We start from the raw sequence: 21,044 nt of genomic DNA, 5'->3' as shown, positions 1-21,044 counted from the left end.
GAAAAAACCAGCGGTGTCAGACACCGGTGTCTGACACCAGGGGTTACAGGAACAGCTTGTAGACGGGATTCTGCGTCTCGTCCCAGTAGCGATACCCCAGCGTGGCGAGGAAGCGGGCAAAGGCTTCCATCTCTTCCGGCGGCACCTGCAGGCCGATCAGGATGCGGCCCACGTCGCCGCCTTGCGAGCGGTAGTGGCACAGCGAGATGTTCCAGTTCGGCGCCATGCTGTCCAGGAAGCGCATCAGCGCGCCCGGGCGCTCGGGGAATTCGAAGCGGTACAACAGCTCGTCCTTCGCCAGCGTGCTCTTGCCGCCGACGAGGTGGCGCAGGTGCGTCTTGGCCAGTTCGTCGTGTGTCAGTTCCAGCGTCTTGAAGTCGTGTTCCTCGAAGCGCCGCGCCAGCGCGTTCGACTCGCCGCGGTCGGCGATCTGCACGCCGACGAACACGTGGGCCTGCTCCTTGTCGCTGATCCGGTAGTTGAACTCGGTGACGTTGCGCGGCCCGATCAGCGAGCAGAAGCGCTTGAAGCTGCCGCGCTGCTCGGCCATCGTGACGGCAAAGACGGCTTCGCGGAATTCGCCCAGCTCGGCGCGCTCGGCCACGAAGCGCAGCCGGTCGAAGTTCATGTTGGCGCCGGAAGCGATGGCGATCAGCGACTCGTTGCGCACCGGGTTCTTCGTCAGTGCCGCGCGCTCGATGTAGGCCTTGGCACCGGCAATGGCCAGCGCGCCCGAAGGTTCGAGGATCGAGCGGGTGTCAGTGAACACGTCCTTGATCGCCGCGCAGAGCGCATCCGTGTCGACGATGATCACCTCGTCCACGTACTGCTGCACCAGGCGGAACGTTTCCTCGCCGACCAGGCGCACGGCGGTGCCGTCGGCGAACAGGCCCACGTCCGGCAACGTCACGCGTTCGCCCGCCTTCAGGCTGCGCGCCATCGCGTCCGAATCCATCGTCTGCACGCCGATCACGCGGATGTCCGGGCGGATCTGCTTCACGTACGCCGCCACGCCCGAGATCAGGCCGCCGCCGCCGATCGACACGAAGATCGCATGGATCGGCGCCGCATGCTGGCGCAGGATCTCCATGCCGATCGTACCCTGGCCGGCGATGACGTCCGGGTCGTCGAACGGATGCACGAACGTCAGCTTCTGTTCCTTCTCCAGGGTCAGCGCGTGGTTGTAGGCATCCGTGTACGACTCGCCATGCAGCACCACTTCCACGCTGTCGCCGCCGCGCGCCTTCACCGCTTCGATCTTCAGCAGCGGCGTCGTCGTCGGCATCACGATGACGGCGCGGCAGCCCATGCGGGCCGCGGACAGCGCCACGCCTTGCGCGTGATTGCCGGCCGAAGCGCAGATGACGCCGCGCTTGCGCTGCGCATCCGTCAGGTGCGCCATCTTGTTGTAGGCGCCGCGAATCTTGAAGCTGAATACGTCCTGAATGTCCTCGCGCTTGAAGTAAATTCGGTTCTCATAGCGGGCCGACAAGGTCGGCGCCAGCTCCAGCGGCGTTTCACGGGCGACGTCGTAGACGCGCGCGGTCAGGATCTTCTTCAGGTAGTCGATAGTCATGGTCGTCAAGCAAAGTGGGGCCAGGGCGGCGGGTGGTTGATCGACGGTGGTAACCGCGGAGATGCGCGAAGGAGGGCAGGTGGCGCGGGGTGGGCGCGGCCGTTCATTCGTGCGGGATGCGTCAGGGTCGCTTCATTATAATGGGAAGCTCAAGCCACCCGCCAAATCTTCGATGATCGAATCTGCAATAGCCTGGCTGCTCGCCTTCCTGGCGGCGCCGGAAGTGGGGCTGACGTCGGTCTTCATCATCAGTTTCGTCTCCGCGACCCTCGTTCCGCTCGGCTCCGAGCCCGCCGTCTTCGCCGTCTGCAAGGCAAACGAAGACATGTTCTGGCCCGCCATCCTGGTCGCCACCTGCGGCAATACGCTGGGCGGCGCCGTCGATTACTGGATGGGGTACTACGCGAAGGAAGCCTTTGCGAAGGAGCGCTCCAGCCGCTGGTTCGCGTGGCTGTCGCATTACGGCGCGAAGACGATGCTGCTGTCGTGGGTGCCTGCCATCGGCGACCCGCTGTGCACATTGGGGGGCTGGCTGAAGCTGCCGTTCTGGCCCGCGATCGGCTATATGGCGATCGGCAAGTTCGCCCGCTACCTGACGATGACGGCGGCGCTGCTGTACGTGCCGGACGGCTTCTGGCGCTCGCTGGCCCATGCGCTTGGCGGCTGATCCGCCGCCCCAAACCCGTGGTTGAATAGTCACACTTTATTTTGCCTTCGCGGAATGCGCGCAATTTTTGCGTTGTTTTGGCTGAATCGGCCGTACGGCCGAGAGCGCAAACCCGGCGGCGGCCGAATGATATTTCATTGGTTGACGTTAACGGAACCTGGCAAAAATCAGGGGCTCTGGGGCGTTGTGCGCCGCAATACGCTAGAATGGACCCTCTTGGTGTCTTCTGTTTCCCCGCACAATGAACGCCCCAGCACAAATCCAGGCCCTGCTTGCCGAGACGCCCGACGGCCATGCGCCGACCCGTGTCCGTGAAATTCCGTACAACTACACGTCGTTCTCCGACCGCGAGATCGTCATCCGCCTGCTGGGCTCGGAGGCGTGGCAGCTGCTGGACGAGCTGCGCGGCGCCCGCCAGACGGGCCGCTCCGCGCGCATGCTGTACGAGGTGCTGGGCGATATCTGGGTGGTGCGCCGCAACCCGTACCTGCAGGACGACCTGCTGGACAATCCGAAGCGCCGCCAGGCACTGATCGACGCGCTGCATCACCGCCTGTCCGAAGTCGACAAGCGCCGGCTCGCCGTCGATGCGGACGAATCCGGCGAGGTGGCGGCAAAGCGCCGCGCCAACGTCGAGAAGCTGCTGGCCGCCGCCAACAAGGCCGTGGCCGACTTCGGCGAAGAGTTCCGCCAGATGTACGACCTGCGCAAGCGCGCCGTCAAGGTGCTGGGCCGCTACACGACGAAGCACAACATCCGCTTCGACGGCATGAAGCGCATCACGCACGTGACCGACGCCACCGACTGGCGCGTCGAGTATCCGTTCGTCGTGCTGACGCCCGATACGGAAGACGAGATCGCCGGCCTCGTGAAAGGCTGCATCGAACTGGGCCTGACGATCATCCCGCGCGGCGGCGGCACCGGCTACACGGGCGGCGCGATTCCGCTGTCGCCGCTGTCGGCCGTCATCAACACGGAAAAGCTGCTGGGCATCGGCCCTGTCGAAATGAAGGTGCTGCCGGGCGTGGACCGCGAGTACGCGACGATCTTCACCGAAGCGGGCGTCATCACGAACCAGGTCTCCGGCGCGGCCGAGAAGGCCGGCTTCGTGTTCGCCGTCGATCCCACCTCCGCGCACGCATCCTGCATCGGCGGGAACATCGCGATGAACGCGGGCGGCAAGAAGGCCGTGTTGTGGGGCACCGCGCTGGACAACCTGGCATCGTGGCGCATGGTCGACCCGAACGGCGACTGGCTCGACGTCACGCGCCTGGACCACAACCTGTCGAAGATCCACGATACGCCGCTGGCTCGCTTCAAGCTCGAATGGACGCACCCGAACGCGAAGGGCGAAGCGAAGGGCACGCCGTTCAAGACGGAGATCCTGGAGATCGAAGGCCGCAAGTTCCGCAAGGAAGGCCTGGGCAAGGACGTCACCGACAAATTCCTCGCCGGCCTGCCGGGCGTGCAGAAGGAAGGCTGCGATGGCCTGATCACGTCGGCGCGCTGGATCCTGCACAAGATGCCGAAGCACACGCGCACCGTGTGCCTCGAATTCTTCGGCCAGGCGCGCGATGCGATTCCGTCGATCGTCGAGATCAAGGACTACCTGGACGGCTTGCCGAAGCAGGGCCCGCAGTTCGAAACGCTGCGCCTCGCCGGCCTGGAACACCTGGATGAGCGCTACCTGCGCGCCGTCGGCTACGCCACCAAGTCGAAGCGCGGCGTGCTGCCGAAGATGGCGCTGTTCGGCGACATCGTCGGCGACGACGAGGATGCCGTCGCGATGGCCGCCTCCGAAGTGGTGCGCCTGGCGAACACCCGCGTCGGCGAAGGCTTCGTCGCCGTCAGCCCGGAAGCCCGCAAGAAATTCTGGCTGGACCGCGCCCGCACCGCCGCGATCGCGAAGCACACCAACGCGTTCAAGATCAACGAGGACGTCGTCATTCCGTTGAACCGGATGGGCGAATACACGGACGGCATCGAGCGCATCAACATCGAGCTGTCGATCAAGAACAAGCTGCAACTGGCGCAGGCGCTGCGCGAGTACGTCGAGGCGGGCAACCTCCCGATCGGCAAGAGCGACGACGCCACCGACGACAAGGTGGGCGATGCGGAGATGCTGGGCGACCGCCCGCAACAGGCGCTGGCGCTGATCGAGCAGGTGCAGGAGCGCTGGACCTTCCTGCTGGCGAACCTGGACAAGCCGCTGGCCGACGTGCGCGTCGACCTGGCGGGCCTGGGGCTCGGTGAGCTCGACCTGGCGTTTGCCGAGCGTCTCGGCCGCCAGCCGCAGGCAACGCTGTTCGACATCGTGCAGGACCGCACCGTGCGCGTCAGCTGGAAGCAGGAACTGCGCGCCCCGCTGCGCCAGATCTTCAACGGCGCCGCGTTCAAGCTGATCCTCGACGAGGCCCAGGCGATCCACAAGCGCATCCTGCGCGGCCGCGTGTTCGTGGCGCTGCACATGCACGCCGGCGACGGCAACGTGCACACGAACCTGCCGGTGAACTCGGACCATTATGAGATGCTGCAGGACGCGCACAAGGCCGTCGCGCGCATCATGCGGCTGGCCCGCTCGCTGAACGGCGTGATCTCGGGCGAGCACGGCATCGGCATCACGAAGCTGGAGTTCCTGACCGAGGACGAGATCGGGGACTTCCGCAAGTACAAGCAGCGCGTCGATCCGGAAGGCCGCTTCAACAAGGGCAAGCTCCTGAACTTGCCGGGCATGGAAGCGGACCTGTCGAACGCGTACACGCCGTCCTTCGGGCTGATGGGCCACGAGTCGCTGATCATGCAGCAAAGCGACATCGGCGAGATCGCCAACAGCGTCAAGGACTGCCTGCGCTGCGGCAAGTGCAAGCCGGTGTGCTCGACGCACGTGCCGCGCGCGAACATGCTGTACTCGCCGCGCGACAAGATCCTCGCGACGTCGTCGCTGATCGAAGCGTTCCTGTACGAAGAGCAGACCCGCCGCGGCATCTCGATCCGCCACTGGGAAGAGTTCGAGGACGTGGCCGATCACTGCACCGTATGCCACAAGTGCGTGACGCCGTGCCCCGTGAACATCGACTTCGGCGACGTGTCGATGAACATGCGGAACCTGCTGCGCAAGATGGACAAGCGCTCGTTCAACCCGGGCAAGGCGGCGTCGATGTTCTTCCTGAACGCGACCGATCCGGGCACGATCAATGCCGTGCGCTCGTCGATGATCGGCTGGGGCTACAAGGCCCAGCGCCTCGGCAACGAAGTGTTCAAGAAGGTGGCGCGCCAGCAGACCAAGGCACCGCCGCCGACGACGGGCAAGGCGCCGATCCGCGAGCAGGTGATCCACTTCGTCAACAAGAAGATGCCGGGGAACCTGCCGAAGAAGTCCGCGCGTGCGCTGCTGGACATCGAGGACAACAAGATGATCCCGATCATCCGCGATCCGCAGAAGACCAACGCCAACACGGAAGCGGTGTTCTACTTCCCGGGCTGCGGCTCGGAGCGGCTGTTCTCGCAAGTCGGTCTCGCCACCCAGGCCATGCTGTGGGAAGTGGGCGTGCAGACGGTGCTGCCGCCGGGCTACCTGTGCTGCGGCTATCCGCAGCGCGGCTCGGGCGACTACGAGAAGGCCGAGAAGATGATGACGGATAACCGCGTCCTCTTCCACCGGATGGCCAACACGCTGAACTACCTGGACATCAAGACGGTGCTCGTGTCGTGCGGTACCTGCTACGACCAGCTGGCCACGTACGAGTTCGAGAAGATCTTCCCTGGTTGCCGCATCATGGACATCCATGAATACCTGCTGGAGAAGGGCGTCAAACTGGAAGGCGTGACGGGCACGCGCTACATGTACCACGACCCGTGCCACACGCCGATGAAGCTGCAGGATCCGGTCAAGACGGTGAACGCGCTGGTCCAGACGCATGACAGCGTCAAGATCGAGAAGAACGACCGCTGCTGCGGCGAGTCGGGCACCCTGGCCGTCACGCGGCCGGACATCTCCACGCAGGTGCGCTTCCGCAAGGAGGAGGAGATGGTCAAGGGTTCGGACAAGCTGCGCGCCGACGGCTTCGACGGCAACGTCAAGATCCTGACGAGCTGCCCGTCCTGCCTGCAGGGCCTGTCGCGCTACAACGAGGACTCCGGCACGACGGCCGACTACATCGTCGTGGAAATCGCCAAGCACCTGCTGGGCGAGAACTGGCTGCCGGATTACGTGAAGCGCGCCAACGACGGCGGCATCGAGCGGGTGCTGGTGTAAGCCATGGAAAAAGCTGCCTGCGACCTGTGCAAGCTGCTGGCGGCACCCCCTGAGGGTGTCGTCATCTGGGCCGACGACGCGCTCACCGTCGTCGCCGTCGACGAACCGGGCTACCCCGGCTTCACGCGCGTCGTATGGAACGCGCACGTGAAGGAGATGACGGACCTGGCGCCGCATGAACGCGAGCGCGTGATGCGCGCCGTATGGGCCGTCGAACAGGCGCAGCGCGACGTGCTGGCGCCGCACAAGGTCAATGTCGCCAGCTTCGGCAACATGACGCCGCACGTGCACTGGCACGTGATCCCCCGCTATGCGGACGACATGCATTTCCCGAACCCTACCTGGGGCGCGCGCCAGCGCAGCATCGACACAAACAGTGATGCGGCGGCCGTCGCCGTACGCACCGCGCTGCTGCCCGAGCTGCATCGCACGATCAAAGAACGTCTGGAAGAATCACATCATGGCTAATCCTACCGCCATCACGCTGCACAACAAATCGCGCACCCTGGAGATCGCCTTCGACGACGGCGCGTCGTTCAACATTCCTTATGAGCTGTTGCGCGTGTATTCGCCGTCCGCCGAAGTGCAGGGCCATGGCCCCGGCCAGGAGACGCTGCAGGTCGGCAAGCGCGACGTCGGCATCACGGACCTCGAACCGGTCGGCCAATACGCGCTGAAGCCCATCTTCACGGACGGCCACGCATCGGGCCTGTACACGTGGCAGTACCTGTACGAACTCGGTGCGAACCTCGACGCCCGCTGGCACGACTACATCGGCCGCCTGCATGCCGCCGGCTTCTTCGGCGACACGGGCCGCGAACCGGGTGCCAAGCTGCACGGTGCGCAGGACCACCACCACCACGGCGGCTGCGGCCACCGCCACTAGCCAGACCGTTGCCTGAAAAATGGGGACAGGCCCCATTTTCCGGGCAATAAATCGCGGCGACAATTTCTCTACAGACTTGATAGTTGGTAACGTGTAACGTCACGGCTTTTTGTTCGTGAGGTTCCGATGTTTCCTGCCCGCCTGGCGGTCGCCGCACTGTCTGCCGCGGCGTTCAGCACCGCCGTCTGCGCAGGCGAGCGTTACGGCCGCCTGACGGTCGACGTGCTGATCGACGGGCCGGGCCAGAGCCGCGCGGGCCCCGATCACGCGACATACGTCACCGCGCAGTCCGTGCACATGGCGTTCACGCTGCTGGCGTCCAGCGCCGGCGACGCCATCCACTATTCCCCCACCAATGCCTGCAACGGCGAGTTCGCCGCGACGATCGACGACAGCGTCGCCGGCCTGTTCGTGGACGGCGGCGAGATGCGCCAGTTCGCGGGGCGCACAACCGCGCGCGTGAAAGGCGATGCGCTGCAGGTCTCCACGATGTGCAGGGGTACCGTCACGATCGACCGCGCCGGCAAGCTGTCTGCGCGCCTGGCGCTGCCGCGTATCGACGGCCACGTCGTCAACACGGAAGCGGGGCGGGTCGTCTACGCGTCCCGATCGGAAGTGCTGATCGACCAGCAGGCATGGAAGTGGGCCGTGGCGCAGTTGCAGGGCGCGGCGCGCGGCGGCGTCCAGCGCACGGTGCTGAAGGTGCCGGCCGGCGGCACGATGGGCGGCAAGGGCGAGCACCAGTTGAACGTGCAGGTGCGCTGGGCGTTTGCCCCGAAATGAGCCTCGGCGTGCCTGAATGGCATTGACGATGTCGTCAGTCGAGATTCATAAGACAATAATCTGTTGCTTTGAGGATACTCAACCGTCAGTTACTTATTGTGCGCGCCGTATTGCGGCAGGACAATAGCGAGTCCGTGACTTTCCGTTTGCAGGAAGAACCCATGCCTAAACTTTCCGTCCGCCTCACCCTGATGGCTTCGCTGTGCCTGTTCGCCGCCATGATCGCCATCGGCGCCGCGCTCGGTGTGTTCATGATCAAACGTTCCAACGAAGCGCTGTCGCTGGTGCAGGACATCGCGCTCGAGACCCAGGCGATCAACGAGGTGTACAAGGATACGACCCGCGCCCGCACCAGCCTCAATCGCGCCTATTCGGAGCTCAAGGATGGCGCGCAGGGCCCGTCCACGGGCGACGCGATGCAAAACGTGCAGAAATACCAGGACCGTATCCGCAAGGCGCTCGACGCGTTCGCCGCGGCCGCGCCGTCGCCGGGCAGCGATGTTCAGCTGCGCAAGGACCTGATCGACTCGGTCCGTCCCGTGATCGCCTCCGTCGACGAGGCGGCAGCGGCGCTGGCGAAGCAGGATACGGCGGCCTTTGCCGCGATTAGCAGCCGCAAGCTGGCACCGGAAGGGGCGAAGTTCTCGTCGCAGCTGGAAAAGTTCCAGAAGCAGAACAGCGAGCACGGCGAGGCGCTGATGGCCGAGCGTAACAGCGAATACCGGCTCGTGCTGTGGCTCGTCGGCATCGGCCTGGTGGCCGCGCTGGCGCTGGTTGTCGGCATGCACTTCTTCCTGCGCAGCCTCGTCATCGCACCGCTGGAGCGGGCCGTGGAGCTGCTCGACGGCGTCGCCCATGGTGACCTGACCGCCCGCGTCGATGCGCAGGGCGACAATGAAATCGGCCGCCTGATGCGCGGCATCGCGAAGATGCAGCAAAGCCTGATCGAAATGGTGTCGAACGTGCGCAATGGCGCGCAGGCGATCGGCACGGCGGCCAACGAAGTCGCCACCGGTAACCTGGACCTGTCGTCGCGCACCGAAAGCCAGGCCAGCTCGCTGCAGCAGACGGCGGCCACGATGGAAGAGCTGACCAGCACGGTGCAGACCACCGCGGAGAACACGCTGCAGGCGAAGGAACTGGTCGAAGCGACGTCGACCAAGGCCGCCGCGGGCGGTGCCGTGATGGGCCAGATGGCCGAGACGATGACGGCGATCGACGCCTCGTCGCGCAAGGTCGTCGACATCATCGGCGTCATCGATGGCATCGCGTTCCAGACCAACATCCTCGCGTTGAACGCGGCCGTCGAAGCGGCCCGTGCGGGCGAGCAGGGCCGCGGCTTCGCCGTGGTGGCGTCCGAAGTGCGCACGCTGGCACAGCGCAGCGCCGCGGCGGCGAAAGAGATCAAGGCGCTGATCGACGATTCCGTCAACAAGGTCGGCTCCGGCAGCATGCTGGCCGAGCAGGCCGCCCAGGCGATGAACGAGATGGTCACCAGCGTCGAGCGCGTGACGGGCATCGTCGTCGACATCGCCGAGGCAAGCCGCGAACAGAGCGACGGCATCGCCCAGGTGAACCAGTCGATCGCGCAGATGGACGAAGTCACGCAGCGCAATGCTGCCCTCGTCGAGGAAGCGGCGGCGACGACGCAATCCATGAAGGACGAGACGGATGCGCTGCTGCGCGCCGTCAGCGCGTTCAAGCTGTCGGGCGATACGGCCGGCGTCCGTGCCGCGGCACCGGTCGCGGTCAAGCCGGCAGCATCCGCCACGCGTGCGCCCGCTGTCGTGCAGCGCGCCGCCGCGAAGCCGGCCGTGACGCGCACTCAGCGTGCGGCGCCCGCGAAGGCACCTGCAGCGGACGAGTGGGAAGAGTTCTGATCCGCTCAGCGATGAATCACGAGGGGAGCCTGGCGCTCCCCTTTTTTTGGCGCTGTCACCCGAGCTTATGGATGGCCTCGGTTGCTCGGTTGATTTGCGGACTAGTTCACGGCGGGACGGCCGGCACCGTCCTGATGCCCAGCGCCGCGGCCAGCAACACGGCTGGCGTTGCGATGCTGCCGCCATCGAGCGCGTAACGCCAGCCGAGGTAGTTGACCAGGTAGCGGCTGGCCACGCCCCGGAAGGTCCGTAGCCACTGGTGCAGCCGGCTGTGGTAGGCATTCACGCCTTGCACATGATAGATACCACGCACCCGGATGCCGGCCCGAACGTTGACCGCCTCGTGGCGGATTCCGGTGGCGGCGGCGAAGCTGTGATACGCCGCCGCACCATCGGAGACCAGCACGGCGGAAGATGCCAGCGCCGGCCGCAACCAACGCTGCAATTTCGCTGTCGTGATCTGGCCGCGCCCTGCCACCCAGTCGCAGGTGCCGCCGCCGCGCTGGCGCGCCACGAGTAGGCAGTCGTGTTCGTTCGTAATGCCGCGCGAGTGCGCCACACCGCCCCGCCGGCGTGCCGGCCGGGTCAGATGGCGCGAGCCTTTCTGCGATTCGAGCAAATAAGTCTCGTCCGCCTCGACGATGTGTTTCAGCTCCTCGGGCCGGTCATTGCGCGCCTCCGTCAGGAACCGGTGGCGCCAGCGAAAACTCGTGTTGCGGTGGATGCCAGTGCCGGTGGCGGCGGCGCGCACAGTGCGCGAGTCGAGCATGCTTTGCAAATACGGCAGCCAGGCGTCGCGCCGGCGCAGGAATGCCAGCGGCGTGTTGGTCAGCGCGTTGAAGCTGCGCTGGCATTCCCGACAGCGGTAGCGTTGCAACCCGCTGACGATGCCGTGCCGGTACAGCCGCGCATCCCCGCAGTGGGGGCAGCACGTGACAGGCCGCAGCTGGGCGATCAGTTGCAGGCATTGCGCCAGCGCCGCGCAGTTGTCGAGCAACGCCCGCAAGCCCGCGCGTTGCGCATCGGTCAGTGCGGGCAGCCAACTGCGGACGTGTGCGCAGGCCTTTGCATAGCGTTTGGTCTCCATCGCTTCTCCCGTTGTCTGTTGGTATGACAACGGATGAGCCGAATGGTTCCATCAGCTCGGGTGACAGCGCCCTTTTTTTCGTCTGTTGGGGACGCGGCAGCGCGCGTCAGGCGCGGCGAAGGGTAGTGCGGATCACGAGCGCAAACGCCGAAGAGGCACGGCGTCGGCTGACGCGGCGCACTGCTCGGCTTGCTGGAAGGACAGGGGGGAGTCGGGGCGGCCGCGGACGCAGCCTGCCCGGCAGAGGGCGAGAAACGCCGTCAGTTGGCCATCCGGTGGCGCAGCACGAATTCTTCGTAGCGGCGCTGCTCGCGTTCCCAGATGTAGCGGAAAGCGGCGCGGGCGGCCGGCGGCAGCGTACGGATCGCTTCTGCGTTAAAGCTCATCGGTGCGGGCGGCTTGTCGCCTTGCGCGCGGCGCGCTTGCGCGTCCGTCGCATCGATCATCTCGCGCGTTGCCTCATCGATCTCCGGGAAATAAATATCCTTGGGGAGTTGATGTTGGAGCTGCTGCATGGTCTTCCTCCGTAGCGGAACTATTACTGAGTTACTTGAACATTTGCACGGTTTTACATACCGGCCTGCTCGCTTAACGCAGCCTTACGAAAGGCGGTTGACACGATTTTGAAAAAGTGTTGGAAATTGCGAATTAGACAAGCAAGTCCGCTGCGGCGCCCCTGTCGGAATGACGCTTGTATAATGCCCGCAGATCAACCCGCCCATCGCGCATTTACTAATGACCAACACCACCCACTTCGGTTACAAAACCGTCAACGAGGACGAGAAAGTTAAGGAAGTTGCCAAGGTCTTCCATTCCGTCGCCGCCAAGTACGACGTGATGAACGACCTGATGTCCGGCGGCCTGCACCGGATCTGGAAGGCGTTCACGATCGCCAACGCGGCGGTGCGTCCCGGCATGAAGGTGCTGGACATCGCCGGCGGCACGGGCGACCTGGCCAAGGCGTTCGCGAAGCAGGCGGGGCCGACGGGCGAGGTCTGGCTTACCGACATCAACGAATCGATGCTGCGCGTTGGGCGCGACCGTCTCTTGAACAAGGGCCTCGTGACCCCCACGTTGTTGTGCGATGCGGAGAAGCTGCCGTTCCCGGACAATTATTTCGACCGCGTCAGCGTGGCGTTCGGCCTGCGCAACATGACGCACAAGGACGCGGCGCTGGCCGAGATGCGGCGGGTGCTGAAACCGGGCGGCAAGCTGCTCGTGCTGGAATTCTCGAAGGTGGCCGAGCCGTTGCAAAAACCGTATGACGTGTATTCGTTCTCGGTGCTGCCATGGCTGGGCAAGAAGATCGCGAACGACTCGGAAAGCTACCGCTATCTGGCGGAATCGATCCGCATGCATCCGGACCAGGAAACGCTGAAGACGATGATGCAGGCGGCGGGACTGGAGCGGGTCCAGTATTACAACCTGACGGCGGGTGTGGCCGCTTTGCACACCGGTATCAAACTGTAGAACTCAACGCTAGGACTCTCCCATGAAACTGAAAAAACTCCTGGTCGGCGCCACGCTGGCGCTGGCCGCCCTCTCGATGACGGCGGAACTGGCCGCGCGCCCGATGGGTGGCGGAAAGTCGTTCGGACGGCAGTCGCAGAGCGTGAGCCGGATGGCCCCGCGTCCCGCGCCGACGGCCACGCCGCAACAGCAGGCCACGCGCCCGGCCGCACAGCCGGCGCCGACGCCCGCGCCGGCACCCCGCCCGAGCCCGTGGAAGGGCATCCTGGGCGGCGCGCTGCTGGGCCTGGGCCTGGGCGCACTGCTGTCGCACTTCGGCCTGGGCGGCGCGATGGCCAGCGCCATCGGTACGCTGCTGACGTTCGCACTGATCGCCGGCGCCGTGTACTTCATCTTCCGCCTGATCAAGGGCAAGTCGCAAATGCCGGTACCGAAGCCCGTGAACGCGTATTCGGGCGGCTTCGGCAATAACGACAGCTACGGCGCGCCGCAAGGCGGCAGCTCGACGCCGGAAATCGGCTCGCGGCTGCAGCAGCCGACCAACCTGCCGCCGCTGCAGCCCGTGATGGGCGGTAGCGAGCAGCCGGCCGCCGCTGCGCCGCACCAACCGTGGGGCGTGCCGGCCGACTTCGACAGCGAAGCGTTCCTGCGCCACGCGAAGAGCAACTTCATCCGCCTGCAGGCCGCCTGGGACAAGGGCGACGTCAGCGACATCCGCGAATTCACGACGCCCGAAGTGTTTGCCGAGCTGAAGATGCAGATCCAGGAGCGCGCCGGCAAGGCCGACTACACGGACGTCGTGCACATCGATGCCGAACTGCTGGGCATCGAGAACAACGGCACCGACTACCTGGCGTCCGTGCAGTTCACCGGCCGCATCAAGCCAGCGGCGGATGCGCTGCCGGAGCCGTTCAACGAGGTGTGGAACCTCGTCAAACCCGTCAACGGCAACGCCGGCTGGCTTCTTGGCGGCATTCAGCAACTTGCTTAAACCGCGTGTGCAGGGTTAATCCCCTGCAAACTGGTAAGATCGAGACCGCCCGGGTTTTCTGGGCGGTTTTGTTTTTTTCGCCTCCACACAATATGTTCCCATTTCCTTCCACGCTGCCGACGCTGTCGCTGCCGGCGGCTGCCACGATCAACCACCTGCTGGCGCAGGAGCCCTGGGCGCGGGCCGAGCTGAAGCAGTATGCGGGCAAGGTGGCCCGCATCGATGCGTCGCCGGCCGAGCTGCGCCTGCGCGTCGCTGCCGACGGCATGGTCGAGGCGGCCGGCGCCGAACAGGCCGCCGCGGTGACGATCCGCCTGAAGCTGTCGGACCTGCCGCTGATCGCGCAGAACCGCGAGCGGGCGTTTTCCTATGTGCAGATCGAAGGCGACGCGGAATTCGCCAATGCGATCTCGCGGCTGTCGCAGTCGCTGCGCTGGGAAGCCGAGCACGACCTGGAGAAGGTGATGGGTCCGGTCGCCGCCGTGCGCCTGGTGGCGGGCGCGAAGTCGGTGCTGCAGTCGCTCAAGGACGGGCACCGCAAGCTGTCGGAGAACGTGGCCGAGTACTTCCTGGAAGAGAATCCCCTGCTGGTGCGCCCCGTCACGACCGAGGCGTTCGCCGGCGACGTGACGCGCCTGCGCGACGACGTGGAACGCTTCGCCAAGCGCCTGGAGCGTCTCGAACAAAAATTCAAGCAACACAGCGGCCCCGCCGCCTGAAGCGGACGCTCAACACGAAAAACTCGATGATCCTGAAATTCCTTCGTCTGCTTAAAATCCTGCGCGTGCTGGTCAAATATGGCCTCGACGAAATCGCGATTTCCGGCTTCGACAAGCCGGGCATCAACCGCTTCCTCGATACCGCCTTCTTCTGGCGCGATATCTCGACGCCCCGCGCGATCCGCCTGCGCTTGGCGCTGGAAGAGCTGGGGCCGATCTTCGTCAAGCTGGGGCAGGTGCTGTCGACACGCAGCGACCTGATGCCGCCGGACATCGTGGCCGAGCTGTCGAAGCTGCAGGACCGCGTGCCGCCGTTTGATTCCGAGCTGGCGATCGCCCAGATCGAGCGCTCGCTGGGCGCCCATCCTGACCAGCTGTTCGCCCGCTTCGAGCGCGTGCCTGTGGCGTCAGCGTCGATCGCGCAGGTGCACTTCGCGGCGCTGCCGGACGGCACCCAGGTGGCCGTCAAGGTGCTGCGCCCCGGCATGAAAAAGCTGATCGACGAAGACGTGGCCCTGATGAACCTGGCCGCGGATTTCATCAACCGGCTGTGGAAGGACGCGCACCGGCTGAAGATGAAGGAAGTCGTGTACGAGTTCGACAAGTACCTGCACGACGAGCTGGACCTGATGCGCGAAGCCGCGAACGCCGCGCAACTGCGCCGCAACTTCGCCGATTCGAACTTGCTGCTGGTGCCGGAAATGTACTGGGACTATTGTTCGCCCAGCGTCATCACGATGGAGCGGATGCACGGCATTCCCGTGTCGCACATCGACCGGCTTGTCGAGGCCGGCGTGGACCTGAAAAAGCTGGGCAGCGACGGCGTCGAGATCTTCTTCACGCAAGTGTTCCGCGACGGCTTCTTCCATGCGGACATGCATCCGGGGAATATCCTCGTGTCGATCGATCCCGCCACGTTCGGCCGCTATATCGCGCTCGATTTCGGCATCGTCGGCACGCTGAACGACTACGACAAGGATTACCTGTCGCAGAACTTCCTCGCGTTCTTCCGGCGCGACTACAAGCGGGTGGCCGAGGCGCACATCGAGTCGGGCTGGGCGCCGAAGAACACCCGCGTGGACGAGCTGGAATCGGCCGTGCGCGCCTGCTGCGAGCCGATCTTCGACCGGCCGCTGAAAGACATCTCGTTCGGCCAGATTTTGCTACGCTTGTTCCAGACGTCGCGCCGCTTCAACGTCGAGGTGCAACCCCAGCTGGTGCTGCTGCAGAAGACGCTGCTGAACATCGAAGGCATGGGCCGCGTGCTCGACCCGGACCTGGACCTGTGGAAGACGGCCAAGCCGCACCTGGAGCGCTGGGTGTCCGAGCAGGTCGGCTGGCGCGGGCTGGTGGAGCGGCTGAAGGCGGAAGCGCCGCGCTATTCGCACATCTTGCCGCAACTGCCGCGCCTGACGCATCAGGCATTGATCGCGATGGGCGAGCGCGACCCGAGTACCAACGAGCTGCTGCGGCAGCTGGCCGAGGAACAGCGCCGCACGAACCGGCTGCTGTCCTTCTTTGTGTTTTTTGTCGGCGCGTTCGTGGCCGGAGCCGTCGGCTTCCAGGCTTACCTGCGTTGGCGCGGAGTGATGTAAATGCCCGAATTCGAACACCGCGATCCACAGACCCCGGCCTTCTGGGACGAGCGCTTCACCCAGCATTTCACGCCGTGGGACAAGGGCGGCATTCCGGAGCGCCTGCGCCGCCTCGTGGCCGCCCACGATGCCGCCGCGGACGCGACCGTGGTGTCCCCGGTCGCGCTGGTGCCGGGCGCCGGCTCCGCCTACGAGCTCGACCTGATGTGCGAAGCGGGCTGGGACGCGACGGCGATCGACTTCGCCCCGGTCGCGGTGGCGCGGGCCCGGAAGGTCGTCAAGCGCTGGCCGGAGCGGATCGTGGAAGCCGACTTCTTCACGTACGCACCGCCCAAGCCGCTCACCGTGATCTACGAGCGCGCCTTCCTGTGTGCGCTGCCGCCGGACCTGTGGCCGCGCGTTGCCGAGCGCTGGGCTGCATTGCTGTCGCCCGGCGGCCTGCTGGCCGGCTACTTCTTCCTCGGCAGCGGCGAAAAGGGCCCGCCGTTCCCCATCGAGCGCGAGCGCCTGGAAACGCTGCTGGCGCCATACTTCACCCGCGAGGCGGACGAAGCCGTGACGGACTCGCTGCCCGTGTTCAAGGGCGGCGAGCGGTGGATGGAGTGGCGGCGGAAATAACGCTGAAGAGCCAGCAAAAGCGTTTGAACCCGAGGCGACTGCCGGGGTCAGACCCGCCGGGTCTGACCCCAGGGTTTGCATTAGGGTTCTGCATGGGCCGCCGGCCTGCGTGCAGATGTTGACTTCTGTTATCCCAAAATCCCTTGGTCCCCGCAAAAACGCTTTATAATTCAGGGTTTTTGATGTTTTTTGCGGAGTAACCCATGCCTATCTACGCTTACCGCTGCGAGGACTGTGGCTTTGCCAAGGATGTGCTGCAAAAGGTCTCGGACCCGCAGCTCACGGATTGCCCATCCTGCGGCAAGTCCACCTTCAAGAAGCAACTGACCGCTGCCGGCTTCCAGCTGAAAGGCACCGGCTGGTATGTGACCGACTTCAGGGGCGGCAACGCGCCTGCCACCGGCGTGTCCGCGGCTGGCGCGAAGGCCGATGCGCCGGCGGCCGCGCCGAGCACTCCCACGCCGACGTCGACGTCCGGCGATTCGAAGTAACGGGCGCCGATGAACACGATACGAAAGTACTTCCTGACGGGTCTGCTGATCCTGGTGCCGCTGGCGATCACGGCCTGGGTACTGAACATCATCATCAGCACGCTGGACCAGTCGCTGCTGTTCGTTCCCGAACGCTGGCAGCCGCATACGCTGATCGGCTTCGACATCCCCGGGTTCGGCGCCATCCTCACCATCGTCATCGTGTTCGTCGTCGGCCTGCTGGCCAACAACCTGATCGGCAACTACATCGTGCGGCTGTGGGAAAAGCTGCTGCACCGTATCCCCGTCGTCAGCTCGCTGTACGGCAGCGTGAAGCAGGTGTCGGACACGCTGTTCTCGTCGTCCGGCAACGCCTTCCGCAAGGCCGTGCTGATTCCGTACCCGCACGCCCAGTCGTACACGATCGCCTTCCTGACCGGCGTGCCCGGTGGCGACGTGAAAAACCACCTGGTGGGAGACTATGTGAGCGTGTACGTGCCGACGACGCCGAACCCGACTTCCGGCTTCTTCCTGATGATGGCGCGCGAAAACGTGGTGGAGCTCGACATGACCGTCGACGCCGCCCTGAAATACATTGTGTCGATGGGCGTCGTTGCCCCCGAATGAACCCGCGTCACAGCTCAATTCAACCTGAACGAGAAATAAAATCATGTCTATGCGTACTCACTACTGCGGGCTCACCACCGAAGCGCTGCTGGGCCAAACCGTCAGCCTGTGCGGCTGGGTGCACCGTCGCCGCGACCACGGCGGCGTGATCTTCATCGACCTGCGCGACCGCGAAGGCCTGGTGCAGATCGTCTGCAATCCGGAGCAGGCGGACGTGTTCAAAACGGCCGAGTCCGTCCGTAACGAGTACTGCCTGCGCGTGACCGGCGTCGTCAAGGATCGCCTGGCCGGCACCATCAACAACAACCTGAAGTCGGGCAAGATCGAAGTTGTCTGCTCGCAGCTCGAAGTGCTGAACCCGTCCGTGGCCGTGCCGTTCCAGCTGGACGACGACAACCTGTCCGAAACCACCCGCCTGACGCACCGCGTGCTGGACCTGCGCCGCCCGCAGATGCAGAACAACCTGCGCCTGCGCTACAAGGTGACGATGGAAGTGCGCAAGTACCTCGACGCGCTGGGCTTCATCGACATCGAGACGCCGACCCTGACCAAGTCCACGCCGGAAGGCGCGCGCGACTACCTGGTGCCGTCGCGTGTGAACGCCGGCCAGTTCTTCGCGCTGCCCCAGTCGCCGCAGCTGTTCAAGCAGCTCCTGATGGTGGCGAACTTCGACCGCTACTACCAGATCACCAAGTGCTTCCGCGACGAAGACCTGCGCGCCGACCGCCAGCCGGAATTCACGCAGATCGACTGCGAGACGTCGTTCCTGAACGAGCAGGAAATCCGTGACCTGTTCGAGGACATGATCCGCAAGGTCTTCAAGAACACGCTGGAGATCGACCTGCCGAACCCGTTCCCGGTGATGGACTTCGCCGAAGCGATGGGCCTGTACGGCTCGGACAAGCCGGACATGCGCGTCAAGCTGCGGTTCACCGAACTGACGGACGTGATGAAGGACGTCGAGTTCAAGGTGTTCTCGGGCGCCGCGAACATGCCGAACGGCCGCGTGGTCGGCCTGCGCGTACCGAAGGGCGCCGACATGCCGCGTTCGGAAATCGATGCGTACACCCAGTTCGTCGCCATCTACGGCGCCAAGGGTCTCGCCTACATCAAGGTCAATGAGAAGGCCAAGGGCCGCGAAGGCCTGCAGTCGCCGATCGTGAAGAACCTTTCCGACGACGTGCTGAACACGATCCTGGAGCGCACCGGTGCCCAGGACGGCGACCTGATCTTCTTCGGCGCTGACAAGGCGAAGGTTGTCAACGACGCGATCGGCGCGCTGCGCGTGAAGATCGGCCACTCCGAGTTCGGCAAGAAGAACGGCCTGTTCGACGACGTTTGGGCACCGCTGTGGGTCATCGACTTCCCGATGTTCGAGTACGACGAGGAAGACGACCGCTGGACCGCGACGCACCACCCGTTCACGGCACCGAAGGACGGCCACGAAGACATGCTGGAAACGAACCCGGGCGCCTGCATCGCCAAGGCGTACGACATGGTCCTGAACGGCTGGGAACTGGGCGGCGGCTCGATCCGTATCCACCGCGAGGACGTGCAGTCGAAGGTGTTCCGCGCGCTGAAGATCGGTGCCGAGGAAGCACGCCTGAAGTTCGGCTTCCTGCTGGACGCGCTGCAATACGGCGCGCCGCCGCACGGCGGCCTGGCATTCGGCCTGGACCGCATCGTGACGCTGATGACGAAGTCGGACTCGATCCGCGACGTGATCGCGTTCCCGAAGACGCAGCGCGCGCAGGACCTGCTGACGCACGCGCCGTCGGAAGTGGACGAGAAGCAGCTGCGCGAGCTGCACATCCGCCTGCGTGCGGCCGAGCCGAAGGTGGCTGGCTAAGCGGTAGCGAGAAGGGCGCGGCAAGCGCCCTTTTTTCTTGGTTCGTTTTTTTGTTGGCGAGCCGGATGATTCGATGCAACCCCAAGTGCAAACCCTGGGGTCAGACCCGACGGGTCTGACCCCGGCTCTCCGCCGTTGGGGTAAGCGCACGCCGGCGGCCCATTACGTATGGACAAACCCCACAAAATCCCCGAATCCGTCCTGGTCGTCATCCACACGTCCAACCTGGACGTGCTGCTGATCGAGCGCGCCGACAAGGCCGGCTACTGGCAGTCGGTGACGGGCTCGCTCGATGCCGTCGACGAGCCGCTGCTGACGACGGCCACGCGCGAGCTGTTCGAGGAAACCGGCATCGTCGCCGATGGCGAGCGCATCGCGCTGCGCGACTGGCACCTGTCCAACGTCTACGAGATCTACCCCGTCTGGCGGCACCGCTACGCGCCCGGCGTCACGCACAACACGGAGCACGTGTTCAGCGTGGAAGTACCGCGCGACGTGCCCATCATGCTGTCGCCGCGCGAGCATACGGCGCACGTGTGGCTGCCGTGGCTCGAAGCGGCCGACAAGTGCTTTTCGCCGTCGAACGCGGAAGCGATCCTGCAGCTGCCGCGGATGCTGGGTCGCTAGCGCGGGCGGGGCCGGCGCTGGCGCCGGAACTGCGCCATCAGCAGCGCCACGCCGGCCACGCCGGCCAGCGGCAGGCTGCCCGGTTCCGGCAGTTCGATGACGGCCGGGCTGCCCTGCGTGCCGTACAGCCGGAACGCCATGTCGCCGACGACCGATGAGCCGCCATAACCGCCGTGGTTGCTGAACTGGGCCATCCGCCCATCGCCGCCGTCGACGGCCAGCAGGGCCGTCTGCGCCAGTTCCACGGTGCGGCCCGCCATGCCGATCCAGTAGATCGTGCCGGCCAACATCGTGAAGCCGTCGAAGTCGGCATGCTTGCGCACGTTGCCCGCGCTGGCGCCCGCGTCGTCGATCGTCGACACGGCCGAGCCGAACTGGCCCACCACGTCGCCGGGGCGGCCATTGCGGTCCGCCCAGATGGTGATCGCGACGGGCGTGCCGAGCCCGCCGAAGCGCCCGGACGAGTAGATGTCGATGCCGTCGACAAAACTGTCGGTGGCGAACGAGACGTTCTCGGCGAAATGCTGCGACGTGCGGATGTTGCGGTATTCATTGCCCTGTGCCGCGGCGCCCAGCGCGGCCGGGCTCCAGTCCAGCAGCAGCGGCGATGCCGTGGCGGTGGCGGCCAGGGTTGCCGCGGCGGCGGCGCAGGCCAGCAGTGCGCCGGCCGGTGAGAGCAGTCTCCCGATTGCTGTGATGCGTGCCATGATGAGCCTCCCCGCTCGTCAATGCTCCAAGTGCAATAGAAATCGTTAATATATTTTTATTAACCCCAATGTAGGGGATAACTCAGCCGTTGTGCGCGTGTTCCAATCGTGCGCCGCACACACTGTTGCGTGCGCGCCGCAGGCCGGCGGGGTGGGCAGGATTACACTGGTTGGCTTTGCTCGGCATGCTGTCAATCGTGTCCCCTGCGCACGATTGCCAATGAAGAAAGAGCCCGG

Annotated in this window: 19 protein-coding genes; 15 read left to right on the top strand and 4 right to left on the bottom strand. The window is 65.1% G+C overall.

All coding sequences use genetic code 11. The features are described from left to right. Window positions 1-43: 43 nt before the first annotated feature. Complete coding sequence (gene ilvA / locus IP92_RS18990) at window positions 44-1,576, bottom strand: threonine ammonia-lyase, biosynthetic (RefSeq protein WP_145877922.1); 1,533 nt, start codon at window positions 1,574-1,576, stop codon at window positions 44-46. 172 nt (window positions 1,577-1,748) lie between these two features. Between ilvA and IP92_RS18985 the strand changes: the two genes are divergently transcribed. From IP92_RS18985 to IP92_RS18960, 6 genes are all read left to right on the top strand, one after another. Further along, window positions 1,749-2,243, top strand: coding sequence for a YqaA family protein (locus IP92_RS18985; protein ID WP_145877919.1), 495 nt, complete (start codon window positions 1,749-1,751; stop codon window positions 2,241-2,243). Window positions 2,244-2,484: 241 nt separating this feature from the next. After that, a complete protein-coding gene (locus tag IP92_RS18980; protein ID WP_145877917.1) occupies window positions 2,485-6,498 on the top strand; it encodes a DUF3683 domain-containing protein in 4,014 nt (1,337 codons plus the stop codon). A gap of 3 nt (window positions 6,499-6,501) precedes the next feature. Continuing rightward, window positions 6,502-6,966, top strand: a complete 465-nt coding sequence (locus tag IP92_RS18975) for an HIT family protein (protein ID WP_145877915.1) — start codon at window positions 6,502-6,504, stop codon at window positions 6,964-6,966. Continuing rightward, entirely contained in the window at window positions 6,959-7,384 is a 426-nt protein-coding gene (locus tag IP92_RS18970; RefSeq protein ID WP_199271795.1) for a gamma-butyrobetaine hydroxylase family protein, read from the top strand. The genes IP92_RS18975 and IP92_RS18970 overlap by 8 nt, the downstream gene beginning before the upstream one ends. A gap of 126 nt (window positions 7,385-7,510) precedes the next feature. Continuing rightward, window positions 7,511-8,167 carry a hypothetical protein gene (locus IP92_RS18965; RefSeq protein ID WP_145877913.1) on the top strand — a complete coding sequence of 219 codons (657 nt, stop codon included), beginning with the start codon at window positions 7,511-7,513 and terminating at the stop codon, window positions 8,165-8,167. Between the two features lie 161 nt (window positions 8,168-8,328). Continuing rightward, entirely contained in the window at window positions 8,329-10,047 is a 1,719-nt protein-coding gene (locus IP92_RS18960; RefSeq protein ID WP_145877912.1) for a methyl-accepting chemotaxis protein, read from the top strand. Window positions 10,048-10,153: 106 nt separating this feature from the next. Here IP92_RS18960 and IP92_RS18955 read toward each other — a convergent pair whose 3' ends face one another. Both IP92_RS18955 and IP92_RS18950 read right to left on the bottom strand, forming a co-directional pair. Then, window positions 10,154-11,134 carry an IS1595 family transposase gene (locus IP92_RS18955; protein WP_145877910.1) on the bottom strand — a complete coding sequence of 327 codons (981 nt, stop codon included), beginning with the start codon at window positions 11,132-11,134 and terminating at the stop codon, window positions 10,154-10,156. Window positions 11,135-11,394: 260 nt separating this feature from the next. Then, entirely contained in the window at window positions 11,395-11,649 is a 255-nt protein-coding gene (locus tag IP92_RS18950) for a hypothetical protein (protein WP_145877908.1), read from the bottom strand. A gap of 220 nt (window positions 11,650-11,869) precedes the next feature. Between IP92_RS18950 and ubiE the strand changes: the two genes are divergently transcribed. From ubiE to nudB, 9 genes are all read left to right on the top strand, one after another. Beyond that, entirely contained in the window at window positions 11,870-12,604 is a 735-nt protein-coding gene (gene ubiE, locus IP92_RS18945; RefSeq protein ID WP_145877906.1) for a bifunctional demethylmenaquinone methyltransferase/2-methoxy-6-polyprenyl-1,4-benzoquinol methylase UbiE, read from the top strand. A 22-nt stretch (window positions 12,605-12,626) separates the two neighbouring features. Then, window positions 12,627-13,595, top strand: coding sequence for a Tim44 domain-containing protein (locus IP92_RS18940; RefSeq protein ID WP_145877904.1), 969 nt, complete (start codon window positions 12,627-12,629; stop codon window positions 13,593-13,595). 92 nt (window positions 13,596-13,687) lie between these two features. Next, window positions 13,688-14,314, top strand: coding sequence for a ubiquinone biosynthesis accessory factor UbiJ (locus tag IP92_RS18935; protein WP_145877901.1), 627 nt, complete (start codon window positions 13,688-13,690; stop codon window positions 14,312-14,314). Window positions 14,315-14,340: 26 nt separating this feature from the next. Then, the gene (gene ubiB, locus IP92_RS18930; protein WP_145877898.1) at window positions 14,341-15,909 is read left to right on the top strand and encodes a ubiquinone biosynthesis regulatory protein kinase UbiB; all 1,569 of its coding nucleotides are present in this window, start codon (window positions 14,341-14,343) and stop codon (window positions 15,907-15,909) included. Then, window positions 15,910-16,527 carry a methyltransferase domain-containing protein gene (locus tag IP92_RS18925; RefSeq protein ID WP_145877896.1) on the top strand — a complete coding sequence of 206 codons (618 nt, stop codon included), beginning with the start codon at window positions 15,910-15,912 and terminating at the stop codon, window positions 16,525-16,527. A 203-nt stretch (window positions 16,528-16,730) separates the two neighbouring features. Beyond that, window positions 16,731-17,018: an FmdB family zinc ribbon protein gene (locus IP92_RS18920; RefSeq protein WP_145877894.1), complete on the top strand. Its 288-nt coding sequence runs from the start codon at window positions 16,731-16,733 to the stop codon at window positions 17,016-17,018. Between the two features lie 18 nt (window positions 17,019-17,036). Next, window positions 17,037-17,624, top strand: a complete 588-nt coding sequence (locus tag IP92_RS18915; RefSeq protein WP_145878163.1) for a DUF502 domain-containing protein — start codon at window positions 17,037-17,039, stop codon at window positions 17,622-17,624. A gap of 43 nt (window positions 17,625-17,667) precedes the next feature. Next, on the top strand, window positions 17,668-19,473 hold the full coding sequence (gene aspS, locus IP92_RS18910; RefSeq protein ID WP_199271796.1) for an aspartate--tRNA ligase: 1,806 nt from the start codon (window positions 17,668-17,670) through the stop codon (window positions 19,471-19,473). A 168-nt stretch (window positions 19,474-19,641) separates the two neighbouring features. Continuing rightward, the gene (gene nudB / locus IP92_RS18905) at window positions 19,642-20,100 is read left to right on the top strand and encodes a dihydroneopterin triphosphate diphosphatase (RefSeq protein ID WP_145877892.1); all 459 of its coding nucleotides are present in this window, start codon (window positions 19,642-19,644) and stop codon (window positions 20,098-20,100) included. Here the strand turns inward: nudB and IP92_RS18900 are convergent. Continuing rightward, window positions 20,097-20,807, bottom strand: a complete 711-nt coding sequence (locus IP92_RS18900; RefSeq protein ID WP_145877890.1) for a hypothetical protein — start codon at window positions 20,805-20,807, stop codon at window positions 20,097-20,099. The genes nudB and IP92_RS18900 overlap by 4 nt on opposite strands. Window positions 20,808-21,044 lie beyond the last annotated feature (237 nt).

This window comes from Pseudoduganella flava, assembly GCF_007830495.1.
Classification (GTDB): Bacteria; Pseudomonadota; Gammaproteobacteria; order Burkholderiales; family Burkholderiaceae_D; genus Rugamonas; species Rugamonas flava.
Note: the sequence above shows the minus strand (reverse complement) of the source record. Positions and strands in the feature narration are given on the sequence as shown.

What these genes read in the sequence shown, in the direction of transcription:
- ilvA (WP_145877922.1), bottom strand. Translation starts at nt 1,576, where the DNA reads ATGACTATCGACTACCTGAAGAAGATCCTGACCGCGCGCGTCTACGAC.
- IP92_RS18985 (WP_145877919.1), top strand. Translation starts at nt 1,749, where the DNA reads ATGATCGAATCTGCAATAGCCTGGCTGCTCGCCTTCCTGGCGGCGCCG.
- IP92_RS18980 (WP_145877917.1), top strand. Translation starts at nt 2,485, where the DNA reads ATGAACGCCCCAGCACAAATCCAGGCCCTGCTTGCCGAGACGCCCGAC.
- IP92_RS18975 (WP_145877915.1), top strand. Translation starts at nt 6,502, where the DNA reads ATGGAAAAAGCTGCCTGCGACCTGTGCAAGCTGCTGGCGGCACCCCCT.
- IP92_RS18970 (WP_199271795.1), top strand. Translation starts at nt 6,959, where the DNA reads ATGGCTAATCCTACCGCCATCACGCTGCACAACAAATCGCGCACCCTG.
- IP92_RS18965 (WP_145877913.1), top strand. Translation starts at nt 7,511, where the DNA reads ATGTTTCCTGCCCGCCTGGCGGTCGCCGCACTGTCTGCCGCGGCGTTC.
- IP92_RS18960 (WP_145877912.1), top strand. Translation starts at nt 8,329, where the DNA reads ATGCCTAAACTTTCCGTCCGCCTCACCCTGATGGCTTCGCTGTGCCTG.
- IP92_RS18955 (WP_145877910.1), bottom strand. Translation starts at nt 11,134, where the DNA reads ATGGAGACCAAACGCTATGCAAAGGCCTGCGCACACGTCCGCAGTTGG.
- IP92_RS18950 (WP_145877908.1), bottom strand. Translation starts at nt 11,649, where the DNA reads ATGCAGCAGCTCCAACATCAACTCCCCAAGGATATTTATTTCCCGGAG.
- ubiE (WP_145877906.1), top strand. Translation starts at nt 11,870, where the DNA reads ATGACCAACACCACCCACTTCGGTTACAAAACCGTCAACGAGGACGAG.
- IP92_RS18940 (WP_145877904.1), top strand. Translation starts at nt 12,627, where the DNA reads ATGAAACTGAAAAAACTCCTGGTCGGCGCCACGCTGGCGCTGGCCGCC.
- IP92_RS18935 (WP_145877901.1), top strand. Translation starts at nt 13,688, where the DNA reads ATGTTCCCATTTCCTTCCACGCTGCCGACGCTGTCGCTGCCGGCGGCT.
- ubiB (WP_145877898.1), top strand. Translation starts at nt 14,341, where the DNA reads ATGATCCTGAAATTCCTTCGTCTGCTTAAAATCCTGCGCGTGCTGGTC.
- IP92_RS18925 (WP_145877896.1), top strand. Translation starts at nt 15,910, where the DNA reads ATGCCCGAATTCGAACACCGCGATCCACAGACCCCGGCCTTCTGGGAC.
- IP92_RS18920 (WP_145877894.1), top strand. Translation starts at nt 16,731, where the DNA reads ATGCCTATCTACGCTTACCGCTGCGAGGACTGTGGCTTTGCCAAGGAT.
- aspS (WP_199271796.1), top strand. Translation starts at nt 17,668, where the DNA reads ATGTCTATGCGTACTCACTACTGCGGGCTCACCACCGAAGCGCTGCTG.
- nudB (WP_145877892.1), top strand. Translation starts at nt 19,642, where the DNA reads ATGGACAAACCCCACAAAATCCCCGAATCCGTCCTGGTCGTCATCCAC.
- IP92_RS18900 (WP_145877890.1), bottom strand. Translation starts at nt 20,807, where the DNA reads ATGGCACGCATCACAGCAATCGGGAGACTGCTCTCACCGGCCGGCGCA.